Origin of the sequence: Pseudomonas sp. NPDC079367 (assembly GCF_044542195.1) — a bacterium.
Taxonomy (GTDB): domain Bacteria; phylum Pseudomonadota; class Gammaproteobacteria; order Pseudomonadales; family Pseudomonadaceae; genus Aquipseudomonas.
The window spans coordinates 67,549-84,859 of the sequence record NZ_JBITTW010000014.1 but is presented as its reverse complement, the minus strand read 5'-3'; the positions used below and the strand labels follow the sequence as shown (position 1 = coordinate 84,859).

Here is a 17,311-nt window from a genome sequence, read left to right as displayed (position 1 = left end):
ATGCGCTGTTCATTCAAGCCACTGTTTTTCATCCTGTTCCTGCTGCTGATACCGGGCAGCGCTGCGCTGTGGGCGGCGGACCTTGCAGCGCCGGCCAACTCAGGCGCAGCGCCGTTGCCGGTGATTTCGCAAAGCGATCTGCAAGCCCTGCAACAACGCCTCGATGGGCTCAAGCAGCAGATTTCGGCTGCAAACAACTACAACCAGCTCGAAGGTCCGCAGGATCGGGTCCAGGCGTTCATTCTCGATGTCGACCGATTGTCAGCTGCGCTGTTGCCGCAGCAGGCGCAACTGGCCGTGCAACTGGGCGTGCTCGGCACGGCGCCAGACGCCGAGGTGGCCGCCGAGCAAGCCGATATCGTCGCGCAGCGGGCGGCACTGGCGGAGCAGAAAAGCAAGGTCGATGGCACGCTCAAAAGCCTCGCCGCACTGAAACAGAATGCCGCCGATCTGATCACGCAAATCGCGGGCATCCGTCGCACGCTGCTGGAAAGCGAACTGACCTTGAGTACCCGCAGCGTATTGAGCCCGAATTTCTGGGCGCCACTGGCCAATCCAAGCGAGGACGACCGCCAGCGGCTGCGACTGTTCGTTGCGCAGGTGAGTGACGTCTGGGCCACGGTCTGGGCGCCGGGCGAACGTTTTTTTACCTGCGTACTGGTGCTGTTGGCGCTGCTGGTCTGGACGCTCGGCCGGCGTTTGGCTGAGCGCGGGCTGACCTGGTTCTGCATTCACCGGGTGGCGGAAGGCCGCCTGCGCCGCAGTGCCTTGGCATTCGCCTCAGCCATCGCGACCTTCATCACCACCGCCATCGCCCTGAAACTGCTGTTCTACGCCTGCACTCGCCACGAAGCCCTGCCGCCGGTGTTGGAAACGTTTTCCGAAGAGTTCGAAAAAGTCGTGTATGCCTGCGTACTGATCACCGGGCTCAGCCGCGCGCTGCTGTCGACCGAGCATCCGTCGTGGCGCCTGCCGGCCATTGCCGATCCGGTGGCGCTCGCCCTCAAGCCTTATCCGCGAATCCTCGCCTGCTCTCTACTGGTCTTGGTGACGCTGGTACAGGTTGGCAACGCCACGGGCATGAGCAGCCACATCGTCATGGCCGGGCGCGGCGTTATTTCGATGGTGGTACTGGCGATCATCGGCACGATGTTGTTGCGCGTCGGCAACGTGCGCAAGGCGCTGGTCGCGGCCAATGACGCCACGGCGGTCAACAGCGTGTTCGCCGGGCTGATCTACAGCGTTGCCAGCGTTTCGATGTTTGTCTCGGCCATCGCGTTGCTGGCGGGGTATGTCTCGCTGGCGCGGTTCATCAGTTATGAATTGGTGTGGGGCTACATCGTGCTGTCGGGCTTCTACCTGCTGATTCAGCTGGTCAAGGACGCCTGCGAACACCTTTTTTCGCCCAAACACGCGAGCGGCAAAGCACTCAAGCAACTGCTCGGCATCAGCGATCGGCGCCTCGATCAGATTTCGATTCTGCTGTCCGGATTCAGTCGCGCCGGACTGATGTTGATGGCCCTGATTTCATTGTTCGTCGGCGGCATCGGCACCACGCTCGGCCAGTTGCTGACCAACATCATGTCGATCCTCGGCGGCGCGGGTTTGCGCAAGCTGAACATCGTGCCGGGGCATCTGCTCAACGCGCTGCTGGCGCTGCTGATCGGCATCTGGCTGATCCGCGCATTGAGCCGCTGGCTCGACAATGAATTTTTGCCCAAGACCGACATGGACCCGGGCATGTGCGCGTCGCTGAGCACGCTGTTTTCCAACATCGGCTACGCCTTTGTGATTCTGCTGACGCTGTCGTCGTTGGGTGTGCAGTGGACCAACCTGGCGTGGATTGTCAGTGCGCTGTCGGTGGGCATCGGCTTTGGCTTGCAGGAGATCGTCAAGAACTTCGTCTCCGGCCTGATTCTGCTCACCGAGCGCCCGGTCAAGGTCGGCGACCTGATCAGCATCAGCGGCGTCGAGGGCGATATCCGGCGGATCAACGTGCGCGCCACGGAAATCCAGCTCAGCGACCGCTCGATCGTGATCGTGCCCAACTCACAACTGATCTCGCAGAATCTGCGCAACGTTACCCTCGGCGGCAGCGCTCAGGGCGTGGCGTCGCTGGAGCTGGTGTTTCCACTGGATATCGATCCTGAGGAGGTCAAACAACTGCTGCTCGACATCTATCACGAGAACGAAACCATCCTCGACAAACCCGGGCCGTTCGTGCGTTTCAGCAAATTGTCCCCGGACGGCATCACGTTGACGGTCACCGGTTATGTCGGCAGCCCAAGGATCGTCGGGCTGACCAAAAGCGACCTGTTGTTCGAAGTGCTCAAGCGCCTGGGCGCCGCTGGAATTGTTCTGGCGAAGCCGCCAGCGACGTGATTCGGTTACCGCTCGCCCGAACTGTCGATGCCGATCGTGCTGGTGCGTGGCGTCAGCTCGAACGGCAGGATCACGTGCCTGTCTGGCAGCGGCTGTTTTTCGATCAGGGCAATCAGCATCTCGACCGCTTTTGTTCCAAAGGCCTCGGCCGGTTGCGAGATGGTGGTCAGCGGCGGATCGCAGTACGCGGCCATGGGAATGTCGTCGAAGCCGACCAGTGAAATGTCCTCGGGCACCCGCAGCCCCGCTTGCCGGATGCGCTTGAGCGCGCCGATGGCCATTTCATCGTTTTCACAGAACAGCGCAGTGGGTCTGTTGGTCAGCGCAAGCATCTTTTCCGCTCCGGCGAAACCGGCTTCAAGGCTGAAGTTGCCGTGACAGATCAGTGCCTCGTCGAAGGCGATAGCGCCTTCACGCAATGCCGCTTCGTAGCCCTCCAGACGATCACGCGTCAGCGGGCTGTTCTTCGAGCCTTTGATCAGGCCGATGCGTCGATGCCCCAAAGTGATCAGGTGCTCGGTCATGGCTTTGGCAGCGGCGACGTTGTCCAGGCTGATGGTCGGATAACGCCCTGCCTTGATCACTTCACAAGCGTTGACGAGCGGCGGCAGATCGACGTCTGCCGGCGCGTTTTCAAATGGATCGTAGGCGCGCAACTGGATCACACCGTCGGCTTGATGGGCGTACACCAGCTCGGCGAACTGCCGCTCCAGCTCTTCCCGCCCTTGGGTGTCGCAGAGCAGCAAGCGATAGCCGGCGGCCTGCGCCGCTTGCTGCGCGCCGCTGATCACCCGGGCGAAAAAGGTGTTGGCGATGGTCGGCACCAGAATCACCAGATTGCCGGTGCGCCGCGAGCGGAATTGCACCGCCATGAGGTTCGGCCGATAGCCCGCCTGCTCCACCGCGGCCATCACGCGCTCACGGGTTGGCGCGAGGACGCGCTCGGGCGATTTCAGCGTCCTCGACACCGTCGCCACGGAAACGCCTGCCAGCCGAGCCACTTCGCGAATATTGGACAAAACCACCTCGTTGTTTAACACCGATCAGGCGCGGAGCTTACCGCAGGCGACGACCGATCGAAATGCTGTCAATCATCCGCTCTCGTTTGACACCCGGCTGTTTCGCGCCTAGATTTTGCTCCACGATGTAACCGGTTACATCATTGATCAGAATCGCATCCAGCTACCGAGACGACTGCCATGTACGCTGCCGCAACAAAAATAAGAATGGGTTTTGTCGGAGGCGGTGAAGGCGCCTTCATCGCCCGCGCCCACCGGCAAGCTGCCGGCCTGGATGGACGCTTCGAACTGGTCTGCGGCGCGTTCAGCCGCGACTGCGAGAATAATCAGCGCACCGCTGCTGCACTGGGTGTGCCCGCCGAGCGTTGTTACGACGATTGGCAAACACTGCTCACCGGCGAGGCCGCACTGCCCGCCGAACAGCGCATGCAACTGCTGATCATCGTCACGCCCAATCATCTGCACGCACCGATTGCCCGTGAAGCATTGAGCGCCGGTTTTCACGTGTTCAGTGAGAAACCCGCGGCGCTTAACCTGGCCGAGGTGCAAGCGCTGCATTCGGTGGTCATCAATAGCCAGCGCATTTACGCGCTGGCGCACACCTACCTCGGCTATGCGATGGTCTGGCAGGCCCGCGAGATGGTCGCCAGCGGCGTGCTCGGGCGCGTGCGCAAAGTCATCGTCGAATACCCGCAAGGCTGGCTCAGCACCGATGTCGCCGGGCAAGGCAACAAACAGGCCGGCTGGCGCGACGACCCGGCGCAATCCGGGATCGGCGGCTGCATCGGCGACATCGGCACCCACGCATTTTCCCTGGCCGAATTTGTTGCCGGTCAGCCGATCCAGTTCATCAGTGCAATGCTTGGTTCGCATGTCGATGGCCGGCAGTTGGATGACGATGTGGCGTTGCTCTTCAAGATGAGCGACGGCGCCAGCGGCGTATTGCTTGCCAGTCAGGTTTGCGCCGGTGAAGAAAATCCGCTGAAGATCCGCGTCTACGGGGACAAGGGTGGGCTGGAGTGGCGGCAGGAAGAGCCGGCCAGTCTGATTCATCGGCCATTGAATGAATCGATGCGCGTGCTGCGATCCGGGGTCGGTCAGCCGTGGTTGTGTGCCGCCGCAAACCAACGCATGCGCCTGCCTGCCGGGCATCCTGAAGGTTATCTGGAGGCCATGGCCAATCTGTACGGCGATCTCGCAGAGGCAATTCTTCACGACACCGGACGCCATCAGGCGCCGGGTGTACCGGGTATCGAGACAGGCCTGCGCGGCATGGCTTTCATCGAAACCGCCATTGCCAATCACCTGGGCAACGCAAAGTGGAGCGAGATCCCGGGCCAACTGACAGGAGCCACGAACAATGATGAATGATCAGCAGACCGCTACGGGCCTGAAAGGCCCGGGCATCTTCCTCGCACAGTTCATCGCTGATGAAGCGCCCTTCGACTCGCTCGCCAACATCGCCAAATGGGCGGCGTCGCAAGGTTACAAAGCCATCCAGGTACCGACCCTCGGCACGCGGTTCATTGATTTGCAGCGCGCTGCTGAAAGTCAGGATTACTGCGACGAACTTATCGGCGTCTGCGCCCGCGCCGGTGTAGTCATCAGCGAGTTATCGACGCACCTGCAAGGGCAACTGGTCGCGGTGCATCCGGCATTCGACAGCCTGTTCGACGACTTCGCCCCAGCGGCACTGCGCGGCAAACCCGGCGAGCGCACCGAGTGGGCCATCGAACAGCTGAAACTGGCTGCCCGTGCCAGTCAGCGCTTGGGAATCACCGCCCACGCAACTTTTTCCGGCGCCCTGCTCTGGCCCTACGTCTATCCGTGGCCGCAACGCCCGGCTGGATTGGTCGAGCAAGGCTTCGCTGAACTGGGCAAACGCTGGCTGCCGATACTCGACTGCTTCGAAGAGGCTGGCGTTGATCTGTGCTACGAAATCCATCCTGGCGAGGACCTGCATGACGGCGCGTCGTTCGAGCAGTTTCTCGAAGCGGTGAATCATCATCCTCGCGCTGCGATTTTGTATGACCCGAGCCATCTGTTGCTGCAGCAGATGGACTACCTCGGCTTCATCGATCGCTACCACGACCGCATCCGCATGTTCCACGTCAAGGATGCCGAATTTCGCCCCGATGCGCGTTCCGGCGTCTACGGCGGTTATCAGGGCTGGGTCGAACGCCCCGGGCGCTTCCGTTCGCTGGGCGATGGCCAGATCGATTTCAAATCGATCTTCAGCAAATTGTGCCAATACGACTTCAACGGCTGGGCGGTGCTGGAGTGGGAATGCTGTCTGAAAGATTCCGCGCAGGGTGCGGCTGAGGGTGCGGCTTTCATCGAGCGGCACATGATCCGCAAGACCGCCAAGGCGTTCGACGATTTCGCCGGGGTCAGCGCTGACGCCGCTTCCAATCGGCGCCTGCTCGGCCTGGCCGACGACTGATTCAGCCGCGTTTACCGACATAAAAACAATACGGTGATCTGAAATGAACGTAATGAATGCGCGACTCAGCGTGATGATGTTTTTGCAGTTTTTTATCTGGGGTGGCTGGTTCGTCACCCTCGGCACTTTTCTGGCTACGACGCTCGCTGCCAGCGGTGCGCAGGTCGGCATGGCGTTTGCTACGCAATCCTGGGGCGCGATTGTGGCGCCGTTTGTCATCGGCCTGATTGCCGATCGGTTTTTCAATGCCGAACGCATTCTTGCGGTGCTGCATCTGCTCGGCGCGGTGCTGCTCTATCAGCTCTATCGCGCAGCGGACTTCAGCGTGTTTTATCCCTACGTACTCGCCTACATGATGGTCTACATGCCAACGCTGGCACTGGTCAACGCCGTGGCGTTCCGCCAGATCAAAGATCCGGCGCTGGAGTTCTCGCGCATTCGCGTGTGGGGCACGGTGGGCTGGATTGTCGCCGGCGTGGTTATCAGCTTCGTATTCGCCTGGGACTCGCAACAAAGCATCGTGGCGGGAGGCTTGCGCAATACTTTCCTGATGTCCGCCGTGGCGTCGCTGCTGTTGGGGCTTTACAGCTTCAGCCTGCCGAACACTGCGCCGCTGAAGAACGCCGCAGGCGCATCAAGCCTCAAGCAGATGCTCGGCGTCGATGCGCTGGGTTTGCTCAAGGATCGCAGTTATCTGGTGTTCTTCCTTGCCTCAATCCTGATCTGCATCCCACTGGCGTTCTATTACCAGAATGCCAATCCGTTTCTGGCCGAGATCGGCGTGCCCAACCCAACGGCAAAGATGACCATCGGTCAGGTGTCGGAAGTGCTGTTCATGCTGCTGTTGCCGCTGTTCATCCATCGTTTTGGTATCAAGATCGCCCTGCTGGTGGGCATGGCGGCATGGGCGTTGCGTTATGTGCTGTTTGCTTTCGGCAATAACGACGATCAGGCATTCATGTTGCTGATCGGCATTGCCCTGCACGGCGTGTGCTACGACTTCTTTTTCGTTTCCGGGCAGATCTACACCGACGCAAAGGCACCGGAACGCTTCCGCAGCTCAGCGCAAGGCTTGATCACCTTGGCCACGTACGGGTTGGGCATGTTGATGGGTTTCTGGATTGCGGGGCGGATCACTGACCACTTCACTTCGAGTGCGGGCCATGACTGGAGAAGCATCTGGCTGTTTCCTGCCGGTTTTTCCGTGGCGGTATTGCTGTGTTTCTGGGCAACGTTCAAGGGTCGCAATCGCGACAAGGCCGTACTGCCGACGACGATTTAACTGAAGATCGTGGCGCTTGAGCCAAACGAATGCCGCTTGTGTTTGAGGCGGCATTCGCTGTCGATGCTCATTGTTGCACTCAAGCTGTACGGCGTTCGAGCAGGCGGTCGGCACCGCCTTCAGCGACCAGGTTACCTTTCAGGCGATCGGAGCCGTCGGCAGCGACTGCATCGCTGAACAATGGATCGGTTTCGGTCGCGGCTACGGCGTCACTGAACAGTGGGTCGGTTTCAGTGGCAGCGAAGGCATTCAGTGCAAAAACCGAGAAAGCGATACCGAGGATAGTCTGGCGTTTCATGATGGTGTGCTCCGAGGTGCAGTGGTTGGGAATGGAACCGATCTTACGCCGCACCGTGGATATGAGAACTTCATTGACTTAATGGTTGTTATTGACGCAATCAATAGCTGGTCGAGCATGAGCCACCATCGGGTCGATATTCGTGATATTGCTTACGTCTCCAAGCGAAACGCCTTACAAAGTCGAAAAGCATACAACCGAAAATCTTATATTTGACAGCCTTATGCACACGAAAAAGACCCGTCCAGTCGAAACCGAAACGGGTCTTTCCTCACTCAGACAACCTTTGCAAGTCGTCAAAGTGATCTCGCAGGAACTCGTAAAAGCGCAAGGCTTTCAACAATCCCCATTACAAGGCTCAGCGTTCGCAGCAAAAGCTTCAAACGTTTAGGCCTCCAGGGCTGGCGGCCAAACCTGCAGCAAACTTACCGGACCATGCGTGCCTTCAGCCGACTGGTTAAGGTGGCTGGTGAAGCACATGGCTTCGATCGCAAATCGAGGCCAACCAAAAACCGCCCCGCGAAGGCGGTTTTTTTTCGTCTGCATTTTCTTGCGAAACCCTTCTCCCATCACATCACCCAGCTCGAGCTCCCCTCCTCACCTGCACAAATCTTCTAAACACTCTCCAGCTCCACGCGGTATCGTAAAAACGCCCCTGCTCAACCGCCCCTGGAGTACTCCCATGGACAAACGCAACTGGATCTCCCTGTCCCAGGATATCGATACCGGGATCGAGTCGATTCGTGCGCATTTCCGTGGGCATGCTTACGATCCGCACTGGCACGACAGTTTTCTCGTCGGCGTTACCGAGCAAGGCGTGCAGCAGTTCAATTGTCGACGTGTGCGTCATCGCAGTACGCCGGGGCATGTGTTTTTGCTCGAGCCGGGTGAAATCCACGACGGCCATGCGCCGACCGAGGATGGCTTTACCTACTCGATGCTGTACCTCGATCCGCACTGGCTGGAGCGCGAACTGCACGCGCTGTTCGAAGAGGCGCCCGCCGACAGCCAGCCAGGCTTTGCCGACACACTGAACCACGATCCGCGCCTGTCGACTGCGATCGTGCAAGCCTTCCACGCGTTACATGACGGCGATCTGCGCATCGTCCGGCAGACTGCGCTGGATGGCCTGCTGGCGTCCCTCACCCGCCATCTCGACTGGCGCAAGCGTCAGGACTTCGATCCGCGCCTGCCACTGGTTGCGCAGGTTGCGCGCGACTATCTGCATGCCCACACCTACGAAGACATCGGCCTCGACCACCTTGCGCAAGCCTGTGGTGTCGATCGTTTTCGCCTGACCCGCGCGTTCAAGGCCGCTTTCGGTCTGGCACCCCACGCCTACCTGATCCAACTGCGCTTGGCCAAGGCACGGCAATTGCTCGCGCGCGGCGAGACGCCAGCGCAGGTGGCCAGCGTGCTTGGTTTTGCCGATCAGAGTCATCTGGGGCGCTGGTTCCGCCGCGCCTATCAATTGACCCCGGCGGACTACCGCAGACGCTGCTCAAATCTTCCAGACTGAGGCCCGCCCGCTGACGATCATGGTGTCCTGTTTCGACTTTCAGGAATTTGCACCATGGCTTCTTTACTGCCCTTTCTGCTGTTTGCTTTCGTCGCCTCGATCACGCCGGGGCCGACCAATATTCTGGTGCTGAGCCACAGTTCGCGGCGCGGACTGATTGCCACGCTGCCGATCATTTTCGGCGCCTGTGCGGCGGCGGCGCTGATTGTGCTGGTGGTCGGGCTCGGCGCTGGCGAAACCCTGTTGCGCTTTCCGCGCGTGCAGCAAGCCATGGCTTGGGCTGGCGTGCTCTGGTTGAGCTGGCTGGCGTGGCAGATCTTTCGCAGCCAGCCGCCATCGCTGGACCCGAATGCCGCCCAGGAACAAGGCTTGAGCGTATTCGGCGCGGCGCTGCTGCAACTGGTCAACCCGAAGGTGTGGATGATGGCTGTGGCCGTGGTCAGCGTATTCGTTGGCGGCGGCGACAAGACGCTACGCCTGCTGGTGTTGTCGCTGGCATTTCTGCTGGTGTCGCTGCCGTGCATGACGCTCTGGGCGCTGCTCGGCGTCGGCAGCGCGCGGTTGCTCGGTTCACCGCAAGCGTTCAAGCGAATGAACGCGGCACTGGCCTTTCTTCTGCTGCTTTCGGCCTGGTTGGCCGTGTTGGTCTAATGCCCGGTCGCCTGCCGGTATTCGCGCGGTGTAAACCCGGTCGAGGCCTTGAACTGACGGGTAAAAGCGCTGTGATCGGTGTAGCCGCATTGCAGCGCAACCTCGGTGATCGGCAAGTCGCTGTGCAGCAAGCGATGCGCATGCTCCAGCCGGACTTTCTGAATCATCTGCCGTGGCGTCAGGTGAAAAACGCGTTTGCAGTAGCGCTCCAGTTGCGCCACGGAAATCCCGGCGATGCGCGTCAGTTCACCCAGCGTCACCCGCCGGTTGAAGTTGCCGCGAATGTATTCATCGACAGCCGCCAGGCGCTCGAAAGCCGGATGGGTTTCGCTGGCTGACTGCAGATCCACCGAGATCCCCACCAGGCCGATGATCGTCCCGTCACGGTTGTGGATCGGCCTCTTGTGGGTCAGGCACCAGCCCGGCTCGCGACTGCCATACAGATGCAGTTCGAGCTGATCCTCCAACACGAAACCTTCCTCCAGCACTTTGCGATCCTGTTCGGTGTATCCCGGGCCCAACTGCGCCGGGAAAACCTGCGCACTGGTTTTGCCGAGCAACGGGCGCAGGTCCTTCAAGCCACAACGCTGCACCAGCGTGCGGTTGGCCAGCACATAGCGCGCTTGCAGATCCTTGATGAAGATCGCCGCATTGGGGATCACATCGAGTATCGGCAACAGTTGCGCGACACCCGCGACCATCTCTTCGAGAGTCTGCGCACGCAAGCCGTCAGTGCCCTGGCACAGGATCGAAAACGCTGACTGCATCAAAGACTCTCCTCGAACTGAACCACCACAGACGCCACTCGCCAGCAGATTGCAGCAACGTCGCCGCCCTGTCGAGGCCGTGCATTCATCGGCGCCATTGTGCTGAATTCGTCATCGATCCCGGCATAAAACATCAATCGCCATCGGCGTCGAGCGGTGCAAAGTCTGGTCGTCCCCGTGACACAACTGCCTATCCAATAACTCACAAGAAGGCGATGCCATGTCAGGCCAAGGCAAGTTCAAAAAACAGCTTTCATTGATCGACCTCACCTTTATCGGACTCGGCGCGATCTTCGGCTCCGGCTGGTTGTTCGCCGCCAGCCATGTCTCGGCGATTGCCGGGCCGGCGGGGATTTTCTCCTGGCTGCTGGGCGGTTTCGCCGTGTTGCTGCTGGGCATCGTCTACTGCGAACTGGGCGCCGCATTGCCCCGTGCCGGTGGCGTGGTGCGCTACCCGGTTTACTCCCACGGCCCGCTGCTCGGCTACCTGATGGGCTTCATTACCCTGATTGCGTTTTCCAGTCTGGTAGCGATCGAAGTGGTCGCCTCGCGCCAATATGCGGCGGCGTGGTTTCCCGGCCTGACCAAGGCTGGCAGTGGCGACCCGACGATCCTTGGCTGGCTGGTGCAGTTCGGCCTGCTTTGCGTGTTTTTCCTGCTCAACTACCGCAGCGTGAAAACCTTCGCCAAGGCCAACAATCTGGTCAGCGTATTCAAATTCATTGTGCCGCTGCTGGTGATCGGCGTGCTGTTCACCTTTTTCAAACCGGAGAATTTCCACGTTCAGGGCTTCGCTCCGTTCGGACTGTCCGGCGTCGAAATGGCCGTCTCCGCTGGCGGGATCATCTTTGCCTACCTTGGCCTGACGCCGATCATTTCAGTGGCCAGCGAAGTGAAAAATCCCCAGCGCACCATTCCCATCGCGCTGATTCTGTCGGTGCTGCTGTCGACCCTGATCTACGTGCTGCTGCAAATGGCCTTCCTCGGCAGCATTCCGACAGAAATGCTTGCCAACGGCTGGGCCGGCATCAGCAAGGAATTCGCCCTGCCTTATCGCGACATCGCCCTGGCGCTTGGTGTCGGCTGGCTGGCGTATCTGGTGGTCGCCGATGCGGTGATTTCGCCGAGCGGCTGCGGCAACATCTACATGAACGCCACGCCGCGCGTGATCTATGGCTGGGCGCAGACCGGCACCTTCTTCAAGGTCTTCACCCACATCGATGAAAAGTCCGGCATCCCGCGTCCGGCGCTGTGGCTGACCTTCGCCCTGTCGGTGTTCTGGACCCTGCCGTTTCCATCGTGGGAAGCGCTGATCAACGTGGTCTCCGCCGCGTTGGTGCTGAGCTATGCGGTAGCGCCGGTGTCGGTGGCGGCGCTGCGCCGCAATGCGCCGGACATGCCGCGCCCCTTCCGGGTCAGAAGCATGGGCCTGCTCGGGCCAGTGTCGTTCATCATCGCGGCGCTGATCGTCTACTGGTCGGGCTGGAACACCGTGTCGTGGCTGCTCGGCCTGCAAATCCTGATGTTTGTCATCTACCTGTTCTGTGGCCGCTTTGTGCCCACCGCGCACTTGAGTCTGGCGAGTCAGGTGCGTTCATCGGCGTGGCTGATCGTGTTCTACGCGGTGACCATCGTGCTGTCGAAACTCGGCACCTTCGGTGGTCTGGGCATCCTCGCCCATCCGTTCGACACCATCGTCGTTGCCGCTTGCGCCACCGGTATTTACTACTGGGGCGCAGCGACCGGCGTGCCTGCCCATCTGCTGCGTCTGGACGACGAGGACGAAGAAAGCGAAAGCCCCGCGGCCTCGCCCACCGTCAACGCCCGACCTGCCGGTGCCTACTGAAATCATCCAACGGGATCTCTTCATGAAACGAGTACACGTCATTGATTCCCACACCGGCGGCGAACCGACGCGGCTGGTCATGAGCGGCTTCCCCGAGTTGCCCGGCAAGAGCATGGTCGAGAAACGCGACGCCCTGCGCAGCCAGCACGATCAGTGGCGCCGCGCCTGTCTGCTGGAACCACGCGGCAACGATGTGCTGGTCGGCGCGCTGTATTGCCCGCCCGCCTCGGCGGACGCGACCTGCGGGGTGATTTTCTTCAACAACGCCGGCTACCTGGGCATGTGCGGCCACGGCACCATCGGCCTGATCAACTCGTTGCAGCATTTGGGGAAAATCCAGCCGGGCCTGCACAAGATCGACACGCCGGTGGGGCAAGTCAGCGCGACGCTGCACGACGATGGCTCGGTCACCGTGGGCAACGTGCCGGCTTACCGTCATCGCAAACAGGTGCCAGTGGACGTCCCCGGTTTTGGCCGCGTAGTCGGCGATATCGCTTACGGCGGCAACTGGTTTTTCCTCGTTTCCGAGCATGGCCAGACATTGACCATGGACAACGTCGAGCACCTGACGGCGTACACGTGGGCGATGCTCAAGGCGCTGGAAGATCAGGGCATCTCTGGGGAAGACGGCGCGGTCATCGACCACATCGAACTGTTCGCCGATGACGATCAGGCCGACAGTCGCAACTTCGTCATGTGCCCCGGCAAAGCCTACGACCGCTCGCCGTGCGGCACCGGCACCAGCGCCAAACTCGCCTGCCTGGCGGCCGACGACAAACTGCAACCGGGCGCGCCGTGGGTGCAGGCGAGCATCACTGGCAGCCAGTTCGAAGGCCGTTTCGAATGGGAGGGCGAACGCATTCGCCCGTTCATCACCGGCCGCGCCTTTATGACCGCCGACAGCACCTTGCTGATCGACGACAGCGACCCGTTCGCGTGGGGCATCTGAGCCGCCGCGCCGACCTTTCACCTCGAATCAAACGAAATGCCAAGGAGTTGAATCATGAGCGACAACATCTTCACCGGTTGCATGCCGGCCCTGATGACCCCGTGCACCACCGAGCGCAAACCGGACTTCGACGCGCTGGTGACCAAGGGACGCGAGCTGATCGATGTCGGCATGAGCGCCGTAGTCTATTGCGGCTCGATGGGCGACTGGCCGCTGCTCACCGAAGCCGAGCGCCAGGAAGGCGTGGCACGGCTGGTGGCTGCCGGGGTGCCGACCATCGTCGGTACCGGTGCGGTGAATACCCGTGAAGCGGTTTCCCACGCAGCGCATGCGGCGAAAGTCGGCGCGCAAGGCTTGATGGTCATCCCGCGCGTGCTGTCCCGTGGCGCTTCGGCGACGGCGCAAAAGGCTCACTTCGCCGCCATCCTGCAAGCCGCACCGAACTTGCCGGCGGTGATCTACAACAGCCCTTATTACGGCTTCGCCACCCGCGCCGACCTGTTTTTCGAACTGCGCCGTGAGTACCCGAACCTGATCGGTTTCAAGGAATTCGGCGGCGGCGCGGACCTGCGCTACGCAGCTGAGAACATCACCTCAAAGGATGACGACGTGACGTTGATGGTCGGCGTCGACACGCAAGTGGTGCACGGTTTCGTCAACTGCAACGCCACCGGCGCCATCACCGGCATCGGCAACGCCCTGCCCCGCGAAGTGCTGCAACTGGTTGCGCTGAGCAAGCAGGCCGCGCAAGGCGATGCCAAGGCCCGGCGCCAGGCGCGGGAGCTGGAGTCGGCGCTGGCGGTACTGTCGTCGTTCGACGAAGGTTGCGATCTGGTGCTGTATTACAAGCATTTGATGGTGCTCAACGGCGACAAGGAATACACCCTGCACTTCAACGAAACTGACGTGCTGAGCGACTCGCAACGGCGCTATGCCGAGAAGCAATATTCGCTGTTCCGTCATTGGTACGAAAACTGGTCGGCCGAGCAGAACTTCGCCTGACTACTACCTGCCGCGAGTCAACACGATTCGCGGCAGGCCTCGTTGATTTTCACAGGAAGACACCATGACTCTGACGGGCAATATGCTGATCGGCCAGCAAGCCGTGGCGGGCAATCGTCCAGCCTTTTGCGGGATCAATCCGGCGACTAACCAGGCACTCGAACCGCAGTACGCCGGGGCGTCAGCCGAACAGGTCGAACAGGCCAGCGCCCTGGCCTGGGCGGCGCAAGACGCCTATCGCGAAACCAGCCTGAGCACCCGTGGCGCATTCCTCGACAGCATTGCCGAGCACATCGAAAACCTTGGCGACGAACTGATCGAACGCGCCCACGCCGAAACCGGTTTGCCGCGCGCACGCCTTGAGGGTGAACGCGGGCGCACTTGCCAGCAATTGCGCCTGTTCGCTCGCACGGTGCGCGCCGGTGAATGGCTCGACGTGCGCATCGACAACGCGCAACCGCAACGCCAACCGTTGCCCCGTTCTGACTTGCGGCAACGGCAGATTGCCCTGGGGCCTGTGGCGGTATTTGGCGCGAGCAACTTTCCGCTGGCGTTTTCCGTGGCCGGTGGCGATACCGCTGCAGCACTGGCGGCCGGTTGCCCGGTGATCGTCAAGGCGCACAGCGCCCATCCCGGCACCAGTGAACTGGTCGGCCGCGCAGTGGCTCAAGCGGTCAAGGCCTGCGGTTTGCCCGAGGGCGTGTTTTCCTTGTTGTTCGATTGCGGGTACGAAGTGGGTATTGCGCTGGTCGGCGACTGGCGCATCAAAGCCGCCGGTTTCACCGGCTCGCGCAGCGGCGGGCTGGCCTTGATGAAAGCCGCGCAAGTGCGGCCGGAGCCGATTCCGGTGTATGCGGAAATGAGCTCGATCAACCCGGTAGTGCTGTTTCCTGCCGCGCTGGAAAATCGGCCGCAGGCGTTGGCCGAAGGATTTGTCGCGTCGCTGACATTGGGCGCCGGGCAGTTCTGCACCAACCCGGGGTTGCTGATTGCCCGTCACGGCCCAGCGCTCGATAAGTTTCTCAGCGCGGTGGCTGATCTGATCCCCCGCAGCCCGGCGCAAACCATGCTCACACCCGGCATTTTCGGCGCCTATCAAGCAGGCGTGACGGCTTTGCAAGACAATCCTGGTGCACGCGCGGTAGCGGCTGGCCAACCCGGCAACGGCCCGAATCAGTGTCAAGCGCAAGTCTTCAGTACCGACGCGGCGGATTTTCTTGCCGATCAGCGTTTGCAAGCCGAGGTCTTCGGCGCTGCATCGCTGATCGTGCAATGCAGCAGCGAGGAAGAAATTCGTCAGGTCTGCGCACACCTTGAAGGCCAACTGACGGCGACGTTACACATGGATGACGCCGACCTTGCTTTGGCGCGCACGTTGCTGCCTACCCTGGAACGCAAGGCTGGGCGCCTGCTCGTCAACGGCTGGCCGACCGGCGTGGAAGTCTGCGAGGCGATGGTTCATGGCGGGCCTTACCCGGCGACCTCGGATGCGCGCAGCACCTCGGTCGGCACTGCGGCGATCCTGCGTTTCCTGCGGCCGGTGTGCTATCAGGACTTCCCCGACAGCTTGCTGCCGACGGCGCTGCAACAGACCAATCCACTGCACCTGCGACGTCTGCTTGATGGCCATCGGGAAGCGACACGCCATGGCGAATAACCCTTCGCACGACGTCGCCGTGGTCGGCGCTGGAATCATTGGTGTGGCTTGCGCACTGCGCCTGGCGCGTCAGGGTTTGCGCGTGGTGGTCATCGATCAGCAGGAACCGGGGCATGGCGCTTCGTTCGGCAATGCCGGGCATCTGGCCACCGAGCAGGTGTTCCCGATTGCTGACGCGTCGATCCTCAAACGCTTGCCGGCCATGCTGATGGACCCGATGGGGCCGCTGCGCCTGGACTGGAAATATCTGCCGCGCGCCCTGCCGTGGTTCACCCGGTTGCTGCTGAATCTGCGGCCTGAGCCTTTCCAGAAAACCGTTGCAGGCCTGCGCGCGCTCAATGACAGCAGCCTGGATGCGTGGCAGCGCTTGCTCGGTGATATCCAGCGCGCGGATCTGCTCAGGGTTGACGGCTCGTTACTGGTCTTTGAAAAACCCGAATCCCGGCAAGCCATCGAAGCCTTGCAGGCACGACTGCATCAGCAGCAGGTACCGGTCGATTACTGGCAGGCCGGGGCGATCCGCGAAACGGCGCCGCAGCTGAGCGAACAGATTCAGGGCGGACTGTTTTTCCCGCGCACCGGGCACTTTCTCGACCCGTATCGGGTGGTGTGTGCGCTGGTCGAGGCGGCTCGCAGCAGCGGCGTGAGTTTTCTCAAGCAACGGGTTCAGGGCGGCTACGTGCAGGAAAACGGCGTTCTACTGGTGACCGGCAACGGCGGTGTAACGGCCAGCCGCGTGTTACTGGCTTGCGGTGCGCATTCGGCGAAACTCACCGCCGCGCTGACCGGCAAGCAGGTACCGCTGGACACCGAGCGAGGCTATCACCTGATGCTGCCACACGAGCATGATCGCCTGCCCTTCCCCGTCACCTCGCTGGAACGCAAGTTCATCATGACGCCGATGGGCGAAGGCCTGCGCCTGGCCGGCACGGTCGAGTTCGCCGGGCTGGAGCGGCCAGCAAACATGGCACGCGCCTGGCAGTTGCAGCGCCTTAGCCAAGGCCTGTTTCGCAAGGATCTGAACGCTGATGGCGCGACGCCGTGGATGGGGTTTCGACCATCACTCCCGGATTCGCTGCCAGTGATCGATCAGGTCTGCGACGGCAAGGTCTTGCTTGCCTTCGGTCATCAGCATCTTGGGCTGACCCAGGCGGCGGTCACAGCTGAGATGATCGGGAAAATGGTTTCAGGCGCCACCCTCGCGTTGCCCAATACCGAGCCCTACCGACTGGCGCGTTTCTAAACGTGCTTCAGCGCGTCGCCGTGATGCATGGCCAGATGGCCGGTCTTGTCGCTCTTGACCTCGTACTGCGGCGCGTCTTTCGAGGCCGGGCGGTGGCGGCCCATGAACTCGGTGTCGCGGGTGTGCACCTTGACCACTTTGCCGTGAATCTCGCCGGCCTCGGAATTCCAGCGCACCGCATCGCCGACCTTGAATGAGCTGCTCATCATTGCGTCCTCGCCTCTGGCTTGTTGGTTTATGGAGCCGTGCGCGC

Annotated in this window: 15 protein-coding genes; 11 read left to right on the top strand and 4 right to left on the bottom strand. The window is 61.3% G+C overall.

The window, feature by feature from the left end:
- Positions 1 to 2,382, top strand: a complete 2,382-nt coding sequence (locus ACIGDJ_RS14090) for a DUF3772 domain-containing protein (protein ID WP_397478887.1) — start codon at positions 1 to 3, stop codon at positions 2,380 to 2,382.
- A gap of 5 nt (positions 2,383 to 2,387) precedes the next feature.
- On the opposite strand, the gene ACIGDJ_RS14085 is transcribed toward ACIGDJ_RS14090, so the two are convergent.
- Positions 2,388 to 3,401: a LacI family DNA-binding transcriptional regulator gene (locus ACIGDJ_RS14085; RefSeq protein ID WP_101155285.1), complete on the bottom strand. Its 1,014-nt coding sequence runs from the start codon at positions 3,399 to 3,401 to the stop codon at positions 2,388 to 2,390.
- 180 nt (positions 3,402 to 3,581) lie between these two features.
- Here ACIGDJ_RS14085 and ACIGDJ_RS14080 point away from each other — a divergent pair, with 180 nt between their 5' ends.
- From ACIGDJ_RS14080 to ACIGDJ_RS14070, 3 genes are read left to right on the top strand one after another with little or no spacing between them, the layout of a single operon-like run.
- Complete coding sequence (locus ACIGDJ_RS14080) at positions 3,582 to 4,772, top strand: Gfo/Idh/MocA family protein (protein ID WP_397478888.1); 1,191 nt, start codon at positions 3,582 to 3,584, stop codon at positions 4,770 to 4,772.
- A complete protein-coding gene (locus ACIGDJ_RS14075) occupies positions 4,762 to 5,844 on the top strand; it encodes a sugar phosphate isomerase/epimerase family protein (protein ID WP_397478889.1) in 1,083 nt (360 codons plus the stop codon). Before ACIGDJ_RS14080 ends, ACIGDJ_RS14075 begins: the two co-directional genes overlap by 11 nt.
- Before the next feature lie 43 nt (positions 5,845 to 5,887).
- Positions 5,888 to 7,126: a nucleoside permease gene (locus tag ACIGDJ_RS14070; protein ID WP_313004712.1), complete on the top strand. Its 1,239-nt coding sequence runs from the start codon at positions 5,888 to 5,890 to the stop codon at positions 7,124 to 7,126.
- Between the two features lie 79 nt (positions 7,127 to 7,205).
- Here the strand turns inward: ACIGDJ_RS14070 and ACIGDJ_RS14065 are convergent, their stop codons facing one another.
- A complete protein-coding gene (locus ACIGDJ_RS14065; protein WP_101155291.1) occupies positions 7,206 to 7,424 on the bottom strand; it encodes a hypothetical protein in 219 nt (72 codons plus the stop codon).
- Positions 7,425 to 8,106: 682 nt separating this feature from the next.
- Between ACIGDJ_RS14065 and ACIGDJ_RS14060 the strand changes: the two genes are divergently transcribed.
- Together ACIGDJ_RS14060 and ACIGDJ_RS14055 are read left to right on the top strand one after the other, a co-directional pair.
- Positions 8,107 to 8,943, top strand: a complete 837-nt coding sequence (locus ACIGDJ_RS14060) for an AraC family transcriptional regulator (protein WP_397478890.1) — start codon at positions 8,107 to 8,109, stop codon at positions 8,941 to 8,943.
- A 54-nt stretch (positions 8,944 to 8,997) separates the two neighbouring features.
- The gene (locus ACIGDJ_RS14055) at positions 8,998 to 9,594 is read left to right on the top strand and encodes a LysE family translocator (protein ID WP_101155297.1); all 597 of its coding nucleotides are present in this window, start codon (positions 8,998 to 9,000) and stop codon (positions 9,592 to 9,594) included.
- On the opposite strand, the gene ACIGDJ_RS14050 is transcribed toward ACIGDJ_RS14055, so the two are convergent.
- On the bottom strand, positions 9,591 to 10,361 hold the full coding sequence (locus ACIGDJ_RS14050; protein WP_313004695.1) for an AraC family transcriptional regulator: 771 nt from the start codon (positions 10,359 to 10,361) through the stop codon (positions 9,591 to 9,593). The genes ACIGDJ_RS14055 and ACIGDJ_RS14050 overlap by 4 nt on opposite strands.
- A gap of 220 nt (positions 10,362 to 10,581) precedes the next feature.
- Here ACIGDJ_RS14050 and ACIGDJ_RS14045 point away from each other — a divergent pair, with 220 nt between their 5' ends.
- From ACIGDJ_RS14045 to ACIGDJ_RS14025, 5 genes are all read left to right on the top strand, one after another.
- Complete coding sequence (locus ACIGDJ_RS14045) at positions 10,582 to 12,207, top strand: APC family permease (RefSeq protein ID WP_397478891.1); 1,626 nt, start codon at positions 10,582 to 10,584, stop codon at positions 12,205 to 12,207.
- Between the two features lie 22 nt (positions 12,208 to 12,229).
- Positions 12,230 to 13,156 carry a 4-hydroxyproline epimerase gene (locus ACIGDJ_RS14040; protein ID WP_313004686.1) on the top strand — a complete coding sequence of 309 codons (927 nt, stop codon included), beginning with the start codon at positions 12,230 to 12,232 and terminating at the stop codon, positions 13,154 to 13,156.
- Positions 13,157 to 13,210: 54 nt separating this feature from the next.
- Positions 13,211 to 14,158, top strand: a complete 948-nt coding sequence (locus ACIGDJ_RS14035; RefSeq protein WP_101155305.1) for a dihydrodipicolinate synthase family protein — start codon at positions 13,211 to 13,213, stop codon at positions 14,156 to 14,158.
- A gap of 64 nt (positions 14,159 to 14,222) precedes the next feature.
- Complete coding sequence (locus tag ACIGDJ_RS14030) at positions 14,223 to 15,815, top strand: aldehyde dehydrogenase (NADP(+)) (protein ID WP_397478892.1); 1,593 nt, start codon at positions 14,223 to 14,225, stop codon at positions 15,813 to 15,815.
- Positions 15,805 to 17,058, top strand: a complete 1,254-nt coding sequence (locus ACIGDJ_RS14025) for an FAD-dependent oxidoreductase (protein ID WP_397478893.1) — start codon at positions 15,805 to 15,807, stop codon at positions 17,056 to 17,058. The genes ACIGDJ_RS14030 and ACIGDJ_RS14025 overlap by 11 nt, the downstream gene beginning before the upstream one ends.
- On the opposite strand, the gene ACIGDJ_RS14020 is transcribed toward ACIGDJ_RS14025, so the two are convergent.
- Complete coding sequence (locus ACIGDJ_RS14020; RefSeq protein WP_076563378.1) at positions 17,055 to 17,264, bottom strand: DUF2945 domain-containing protein; 210 nt, start codon at positions 17,262 to 17,264, stop codon at positions 17,055 to 17,057. The two genes, ACIGDJ_RS14025 and ACIGDJ_RS14020, sit on opposite strands and share 4 nt — an antisense overlap.
- Positions 17,265 to 17,311: the final 47 nt, after the last annotated feature.